Annotated in this window: 8 protein-coding genes; 3 read left to right on the top strand and 5 right to left on the bottom strand. The window is 68.6% G+C overall.

Going from position 1 to position 7,429, the window contains the following annotated elements:
* Positions 1-1,020, bottom strand: a 1,020-nt coding sequence (locus AC1D2K_RS25535; RefSeq protein ID WP_478091995.1) for a histidine kinase dimerization/phospho-acceptor domain-containing protein, incomplete at its 3' end; no start/stop codon positions are given.
* Complete coding sequence (locus AC1D2K_RS25530; protein WP_478091993.1) at positions 1,017-1,694, bottom strand: response regulator; 678 nt, start codon at positions 1,692-1,694, stop codon at positions 1,017-1,019. The genes AC1D2K_RS25535 and AC1D2K_RS25530, both read right to left, overlap by 4 nt.
* A gap of 79 nt (positions 1,695-1,773) precedes the next feature.
* Between AC1D2K_RS25530 and AC1D2K_RS25525 the strand changes: the two genes are divergently transcribed.
* Together AC1D2K_RS25525 and AC1D2K_RS25520 are read left to right on the top strand one after the other, a co-directional pair.
* Entirely contained in the window at positions 1,774-2,493 is a 720-nt protein-coding gene (locus tag AC1D2K_RS25525; protein WP_478091991.1) for a phosphatase PAP2 family protein, read from the top strand.
* A 46-nt stretch (positions 2,494-2,539) separates the two neighbouring features.
* On the top strand, positions 2,540-4,357 hold the full coding sequence (locus tag AC1D2K_RS25520; RefSeq protein ID WP_478091989.1) for a phosphoethanolamine transferase: 1,818 nt from the start codon (positions 2,540-2,542) through the stop codon (positions 4,355-4,357).
* On the opposite strand, the gene AC1D2K_RS25515 is transcribed toward AC1D2K_RS25520, so the two are convergent.
* Genes AC1D2K_RS25515 through AC1D2K_RS25505 form a run of 3 tightly spaced genes read right to left on the bottom strand, consistent with a single transcriptional unit; the run spans position 4,308 to position 7,076 of the window.
* Complete coding sequence (locus AC1D2K_RS25515) at positions 4,308-4,886, bottom strand: peroxidase-related enzyme (protein ID WP_478091987.1); 579 nt, start codon at positions 4,884-4,886, stop codon at positions 4,308-4,310. The genes AC1D2K_RS25520 and AC1D2K_RS25515 overlap by 50 nt on opposite strands.
* 40 nt (positions 4,887-4,926) lie before the next feature.
* Entirely contained in the window at positions 4,927-5,685 is a 759-nt protein-coding gene (eutC, locus tag AC1D2K_RS25510; RefSeq protein WP_478091985.1) for an ethanolamine ammonia-lyase subunit EutC, read from the bottom strand.
* Positions 5,682-7,076, bottom strand: coding sequence for an ethanolamine ammonia-lyase subunit EutB (locus AC1D2K_RS25505; RefSeq protein ID WP_478091984.1), 1,395 nt, complete (start codon positions 7,074-7,076; stop codon positions 5,682-5,684). Before AC1D2K_RS25505 ends, eutC begins: the two co-directional genes overlap by 4 nt.
* 111 nt (positions 7,077-7,187) lie before the next feature.
* Here AC1D2K_RS25505 and AC1D2K_RS25500 point away from each other — a divergent pair.
* A partial coding sequence (locus tag AC1D2K_RS25500; RefSeq protein WP_478091982.1) for an FKBP-type peptidyl-prolyl cis-trans isomerase occupies positions 7,188-7,429 on the top strand: 242 nt, incomplete at its 3' end.

Below are 7,429 nucleotides of genomic sequence, written 5' to 3'. Positions count from 1 at the left end.
CTTGAGCGACAGGCGTTCGTTCACGCGCGGGTCCTGCCAGAACTCCTGGGCCACCGTGCCGGCCAGTTGCACCAGGTCGATCCGGGCACGCGTGAGCGAGGCGCCGGATTCGGCCCGGGACAGCTGCAGCAGCTTCTCGGTGCGGTGGCCGAGCGTCTGGAGCGCCTCGAGCGCCGCCTGCACATCGGCGCGCCTGAGATCGTGTTCGAGCGCCGTCTGCAGTCGCAGCCGCGCGGCGGCCAGCGGCGTGCGCAGTTCGTGCGCCGCATTGGCCGCCAGCGCCCGTTCGACGTCCAGCGACTGCGACAGGCGTTCCAGCAGCTGGTTGACGTGGTCGCCCACCGACTGCAGCTCTTTCGGCAGGCCCTGCAGCCCGATCGGCCGCAGGTCGGTGCCGCTGCGCTGCTCGATCTCCCCGGCGAGCTGCTGCAGCGCCCGCAACTCGGTGCGCGCCACATTGCGCAGCACCAGCGCCAGCACGGGCAACACCGCGCCGAGCGGAATGATGAGGCCGAACAGGGTGCGGTTGAGCGCGGTGCGGCGTTCGTCCAGCGGATCGGCGACCTGCATGAACAGTTCGCGCACGGGATGCCGCACGGTGTAGACGCGCCAGGCGTCGGAGTTGGCGAAGCCGGGTGCCAGCGGCACGTCGAAGGCGTCGCCCGGCGCCTCGGCGGAGCGCAGCAGCACGCGTTCATGCAGGTTGACCACCTGGTAGATCACGGCGTCGGTCGGAAACAGCTGCGGCGGGGCGATCAGCGGCTGCCGCGCATCGGGGTTCTCGCGCTGCAGCTTGTCGAGTTCCTGTACCGCCATGTCGAACATGCGGTGCGAGACCTCGATCAGTTCGCTGTCGAAGTTGTGGTTGATCTCGCGGTCGACGTACCAGACGACGCCGAGCACGCACAGGAGCCAGACGCCGCCGACCCACACGATCAGGGTGCGCGTGAGCCGGCCCGCGAGCGAATCGCGCCGGCCCAGTTGTTCGAAGCCGGTCTGCTGCAGCAGCTTGAGATTCATTCTTCCTCTTCGCCCGGCGTGAACGAGAGCCGGTAGCCCAGTCCGCGCAGGGTCTGGATGTGGTTGCGCCCGAGCTTGCGACGCAGCCGGCTGATGAAGACCTCCAGCGTGTTGCTGTCGGCCTCGTCGCCGAAGCCGTAGAGCGCGTCGGCCAGGTTCTCGCGGGTGTGGATGCGGTCGGGGCGGGTCGCCATCACGCGCAGCAGCGCCCATTCCTTCTGGGTCAGCGTGACCGGGAAGCCGTCCTTGCGCACCAGGTCGCGCGCCAGGTCGATCTCGAGCGTGCCAAGCTGCAGCACCGGGGCGCTGCTGGTGCTGCGCCGGCGCTCGACCGCGCGCAGCCGGGCCAGCAGTTCGGCCGGGTCGTAGGGCTTGATCAGGTAGTCGTCGGCGCCCGCGTCGAGACCGCGGATGCGGTCCGTCACCTGGTCGCGAGCGGTGAGCACGATCACGATCGGACGGTCGCGCAGGGCGCGCACGATGGGCAGCAGCGAGAGGCCGTCGCCGTCGCCGAGGTGCAGGTCGAGCAGCACGGCGGCGTACTGCACCGCGGCCAGCGCGGCGCGGGCTTCGGCCAAGCCGGGCGCCACGTCGACCACGAAGGCCTTCGCCTCGAGGTAGCTGCACACCGCGCTTGCCAAGGCGGTATCGTCTTCGACCAGCAAAATGCGCACGGGCTCCGTCCTTTTCAAAAGAAGGAGTCTAGTGCCAGCTTCAGGCTGGGTTCAGCCGCGAAATCTAAGCTCGCGCCGGATGATTCGACCTACCGCCGCGCGTCCGCTCGCCCTGACCCTGATCACCCTGGCCTTGCTGCTCCTGTGGGATGCAAGCGGCCTCGACCTGGCGCTGGCGAGGCTGGCGGGCACCCCGATGGGCTTCCCGTGGCGCGACCACTGGTTCCTGGTCAAGGTGATGCACGAAGGCGCCAAGTCCCTGAGCTGGGTGCTGGTGATCGCGCTGTTCGCCGCCATCTGGTGGCCCGTCGGCGTGCTGCGCCGGCTGAATCCCGGCGAAAGAATCCAGCTTGCAGTCACGGCGCTCCTGTCCGTCCTGCTGATCTCGCTCATCAAGTACTGGAGCAACACCAGCTGTCCCTGGGAGCTCCAGACCTTCGGCGGCGTGGCTCGACATGTGTCGCACTGGGCCTGGGGCACCAGCGACGGCGGGTCGGGCCACTGCTTCCCGGCCGGCCACGCCTCGGCCGCCTTCGCGTACCTGGGCGGGTATTTCGCGTTTCGGCGCTCGTCGCCCGCCGTGGCGCGTATCTGGCTCGCCTGCACGCTGGTTGCCGGGTTGGCGCTCGGCCTGTCGCAGCAGCTTCGCGGCGCCCACTACATGAGCCATACGCTGTGGACGGCATGGGTGTGCTGGGTGGTTGCCTTCGCGATCGATGCGCTGGCGCGTTCGGCCCATTCGCGCCGCGTCTCCCGGCGTGCCAGGCTGGCCGCTCTACCGAAACTGAACGATTCCTGACCAAGTCATTCAGGGAGATTTCAGTCCGGCAGCCTAGGCTCGCCGGATGCTTGGTTCCCCTGCGCAATCCGTCTGTCTCCCTCACGATCACGCCACTGCAGGTTCCTCCACCCCCAGCCCCTCCGGGGCCTCCGCCGCAACCCCTTGGCGGGTCGTCGATGAGTGGTTAGCACGCCCCCGGTCGGCGCGCAGGGTCATCGTCTGGCTGAGTCTCTATCTCGCCCTCGTCGCCAACTGGCCGCTGTGGATCGAACTCGCCCGCATCGGCGGTGCTCCGAGCGTCTATCTGACTTCGATCGCATCGATGGCGCTGCTCACGGTGTGCGGCACCGTGGCACTGCTGTCGTTCATGGCCTGGTCGCGCTGGATGAAGCCGATCTGGTTCGGCGTCGTGGTGCTGGCCGCGGTGGTTCAGCACTACATGCTGAGCTATCGCGTGGTGATGGACCCCAGCATGCTGGCCAATGCGGTGCAGACCGATGCCAACGAGGTGCGCGACCTGCTGAACTGGCGGCTGGCGTTCAACGTGTTCCTGGTCTGCGCGCTGCCGGCCTGGGCGCTATGGCGCGTGCGCGTGGAGCGGCTGCCTGTTCTCTCGCAGGCCTGGCGCAACGTCGTGCTGCTGCTCGCGGTGGCGGCCATCGCCGCCGGCGGCGCGCTGGCGATGAACCGGCAGTTGGCGCCGCTGATGCGCAACAACGCTCACCTGCGCTACATGATGAACCCGCTGGCCAGCCTCTACTCGGCGGCCACGGTCATGGCCGGGCCGACGTTCCAGCACAGCCGCAAGTTGATCCCGGTGGCCGGCGGCACCGCGCTGGGTTCCAGCTACGCGGGCCAGGTGAAGCCGCCGCTGTTCGTGCTGGTGGTGGGCGAAACGGCGCGGGCGGACCACTTCGGGCTCAACGGCTATGCGCGCGACACCACGCCGGAACTCGCGGCGCGGCAGGTGCTGAGCTACCGCGACGTGCGCTCCTGCGGCACCAATACGCTGGCGTCCGTGCCCTGCATGTTCTCGCCGCTGGGCAAGCAGGCCTTCGAGGCCCGCAAGGACGACCACGAGAACCTGATGGATGTGTTGCAGGCCTCCGGCCTGGCCGTGTTCTGGCTCGACAACCAGGCCGGTGGCTGCAAGGGCGTGTGCGACCGCATCCCCCATGCGTCGGCCTTCGATCCTCTGGGCGAAGGCGTCAAGAGCGCGCTGTGCGATGGCGACGAATGCCTCGACGACGTGATGCTCAAGGGCCTGGACGAACGTCTGGCTTTGCTGCCCGCCGAGCGCCGCGCCAGGGGCGTGGTGCTCGTGATGCACCAGATGGGGAGCCATGGCCCCTCGTACTTCAAGCGTTCGTCGCCCGATGCGAAGCGCTTCCTGCCCGAGTGCAAGAGCAACGCGCTGGCCGAATGCAGCCACTTCGAGTTGCTGAACGGCTACGACAACTCGATCGCCTACACCGACCGCTTCCTCGGCAAGACCATCGACTGGCTCAAGGGCCATTCCAGGCAGTTCGATCCCGCGCTGCTCTACCTGAGCGACCACGGTGAATCGCTGGGCGAGTACGGCTTGTTCCTGCACGGCGTGCCCTATGGCTTCGCCCCCGAGGTGCAGAAGCACGTGCCGATGGTGACCTGGTTCAGCGAAGGCATGAAAGCGCGGCGCCAGCTGTCGAGCGCCTGCATGGCGTCGGGCCTGGACACGCCGCTCACGCACGACAACCTCTATCACACGGTGCTGGGCGTGATGGATGTGGCGACGCCCACCTACCAGCCCGCACTCGACGCCCTGGCGTCCTGCCGCGGGCGCGACGCGGTCGCTACTTCTTCTCGCGCGGCAGCCGCCCCATCAGGAAGAACTCCGGGTTAGGCTGCATGCCGCTGAAGCTCGCCAACCGGTTCGAGAGACCGAAGAAGGCGGTGATGGCGGCGATGTCCCAGATGTCCTCGTCGTCGAAGCCGTGGGCATGCAGCGGCGCGAAGTCGCTATCGTCGATCTCGTGCGATCGCTCGCAGACCTTCATCGCGAACTCGAGCATCGCACGCTGGCGCGGCGTGATGTCCGCGCGGCGCCAGTTGACGGCCACCTGGTCGGCCACCAGCGGCTTCTTCTCGTAGATGCGCAGCAGCGCGCCGTGCGCCACCACGCAATAGAGGCACCGGTTCACCGCGCTGGTGGCGGTGACGATCATCTCGCGGTCGCCCTTCGTGAGCGAGCCTTCTTCCTTGAGCATCAGGGCGTCGTGGTAGGCGAAGAAGGCGCGCCACTCGGCCGGTCGGCGCGCGAGGCCGAGGAACACGTTGGGCACGAAGCCGGCCTTCTCCTGGACCTGGRGCACCGCGGCGCGGATGTCGTCGGGCAGGTCCTTGAGTTCGGCCAGGGGATAGCGATCGGTCATGAAGTCTCCTTGTTCCCTTGTTTCTTGGGGCTCGGCCCGATCATAGGGAATGGGGAAGATGGAGTTCGCTGTCGTCCTTCAACCCGACCCCTGTCAAGCCGCGGCGCAGCGCCTCGCGCAGCAGCCATCCGAGCTTGAAGGCGGCCGTCGCGTAGGCGAGCCCTTCGGGCCGCACGTTCGAGATGCAGTTGCGCTCGGCGTCGTGGCGGCCGCGCCGCGGCGCATGGGTGACGTAGATCCCCAGGCTGTCGGGCGAACTCAGGCCCGGGCGTTCGCCGATGAGCATGATCGACAGCCGCGCGCCGAAGGCCTCGCCGACCTCGTCCGCCAGGGCGACGCGCGCCTGGGTGGCGATCACCACCGGCGCCAGCGACAGGCCGGTGGGCACATGGTCTCGCAGCGCCGCCAGCAGCGGCACGGCATGGCGAGCCGCCGCCAGCGAGGACAGGCCGTCGCCGATGACGATGCACAGGTCGACGGGCGGGCCGGCATGGGCACGCAGCCGCTGCGCGTCTTCGGCATCGAGTTGCCGGCCCAGGTCGGGGCGTCGCAGGTAGGCGGTGCGGTCGGGCGCTCGGCTGCGCACGTGCGCGACCTCCCAGCCGCCGTCGCGCAGCGCGGACTCGAGCGTCGGGACATCGAGCGCCGCATGGATCGCATCGCGCGCCATCGCATGCGCCCAGCCGAAGCGCAGCACCTCGTCGGTCGGCATGCCGGTGCCGGCACGGCCCAGCGCAAGCCGCGCCGGCGTGGCGCTGCGCCACGCGCCCCAGGGGCTGGCGGTGACGATGTCCTTCATCGAGTCAATGCCGTCAGGGCGCCCATGTCTGCCAGCAGGCGGTTGGCCGCTGGCGGATGCAGCCGGCCGGCGCCGTCGCTGATCTGCATGCGCTGCAGCCAGGCCTCGAACTCGGGCGCACGCTTCAGGCCCAGCGTCTCGCGCAGGAACAGCGCGTCGTGGAAGGAGGTGCTCTGGTAGTTGAGCATCACGTCGTCGGCGCCGGGCACGCCCATGATGAAGTTGATGCCGGCGGTGCCGAGCAGCACCAGCAGCGTGTCCATGTCGTCCTGGTCGGCCTCGGCATGGTTGGTGTAGCAGATGTCGCAGCCGATCGGCAGCCCCAGCAGCTTGCCGCAGAAGTGATCTTCGAGGCCGGCGCGGATGATCTGCTTGCCGTCGTAGAGGTACTCGGGCCCGATGAAGCCGACCACGGTGTTGATCAGGAGCGGCTGGTAGCGCCGCGCGAGCGCGTAGGCGCGTGCCTCGCAGGTCTGCTGGTCGACGCCGAAGTTGGCATCGGCCGACAGCGCGCTGCCCTGGCCGGTCTCGAAGTACATCAGGTTGCGGCCCACCGTGCCGCGGTTCAGCGATTGCGCCGCGGCGTGGGCCTCGTCGAGCAGCTCGGGCGTGACGCCGAAGGAGAGGTTGGTCTTCTCGCTGCCGCCGATGGACTGGAAAACCAGGTCGATCGGCGCTCCCGAATCGGCCAGCTTCAGCGTGTTGGTGACATGGGTCAGCACGCAGCTCTGCGTCGGGATCTCGAAGCGCTGGATCACCTCGTCGAGCAGGCGCAGCAGGTCGCCCAGCACCGGCATGCTGTCGGAAGCCGGGTTGAGCCCGATCACGGCATCGCCCGCGCCCATCAGCAAGCCGTCGAGCGTGGAGGCCGCGACGCCGCGCAGGTCGTCGGTCGGGTGGTTGGGTTGCAGCCGCACCGAGAGATGCCCCGGCAGGCCGATGGTGTCGCGGAAGCGCGTGACCACGCTGCACCTGCGCGCGACCGCGACCAGGTCCTGGTTGCGCATCAGCTTGGAGACGGCGGCCGCCATCTCGGGCGTGAGGCCGGGCGCCAGCGCGTCCAGCGCGGCGCTGCTCGCCTGCTCGGACAGGAGCCAGTTGCGGAAGTCTCCGACCGTGAGGTGGGACACGGGCGCGAAGGCCTGCGCATCGTGGCCGTCGATGATCAGGCGCGTGATGTTGTCCGACTCGTAGGGGATCAGTGCCTCGGTCAGAAATCGCTTGAGCGGGATCTCGGCCAGCACGTGGCGGGCCGCCATGCGCTGCTGCGCGGTGGCCGCACCGATCCCGGCCAGGTAGTCGCCCGAGCGCGCCGGGCTGGCCATGGCCATGACCTGCTTGAGGTCGTCGAATTCGAAGACCAGGGAATCGATCGTGGTGCGATAGCGCATCGTGGAGGAAGGGGTAGGGAAGGGCGGTGGCAACGAGGTGCAAGCGCAGTGCCCGCTGCGCCGCGCCGCGGCAATAATGAACCCGTTCTTCCATTCAACCAAGGGTTTGCCGTGCGATCAGTTCTTTGTGCCGCCGTCGTTTCGTTGTTCGTCCTGCCGAGCGCCTTCGCGCAGTCCGCGCCGGTCACCAAGCCGAGCGGCCTGGTTTTCCAGTCGCTGACCGACGGCAAGGGCGCCTCGCCGGCCGCCACCGACGTGGTCAAGGTGCACTACCGCGGCACCTTCCCCGATGGCAAGGAGTTCGACAGCTCCTACAAGCGCGGCGAGCCGACCGAGTTCCCGCTCAACGGCGT

The organism is Variovorax sp. P1_H12_2 (genome assembly GCF_056405335.1).
This window is presented reverse-complemented; position numbering and strand designations above follow the sequence as displayed.

Excerpts from the sequence above, each read along its gene's own strand:
- AC1D2K_RS25525 (WP_478091991.1), top strand. The coding sequence starts at position 1,774 with ATGATTCGACCTACCGCCGCGCGTCCGCTCGCCCTGACCCTGATCACC.
- AC1D2K_RS25520 (WP_478091989.1), top strand. The coding sequence starts at position 2,540 with ATGCTTGGTTCCCCTGCGCAATCCGTCTGTCTCCCTCACGATCACGCC.
- eutC (WP_478091985.1), bottom strand. The coding sequence starts at position 5,685 with ATGAAGGACATCGTCACCGCCAGCCCCTGGGGCGCGTGGCGCAGCGCC.
- AC1D2K_RS25505 (WP_478091984.1), bottom strand. The coding sequence starts at position 7,076 with ATGCGCTATCGCACCACGATCGATTCCCTGGTCTTCGAATTCGACGAC.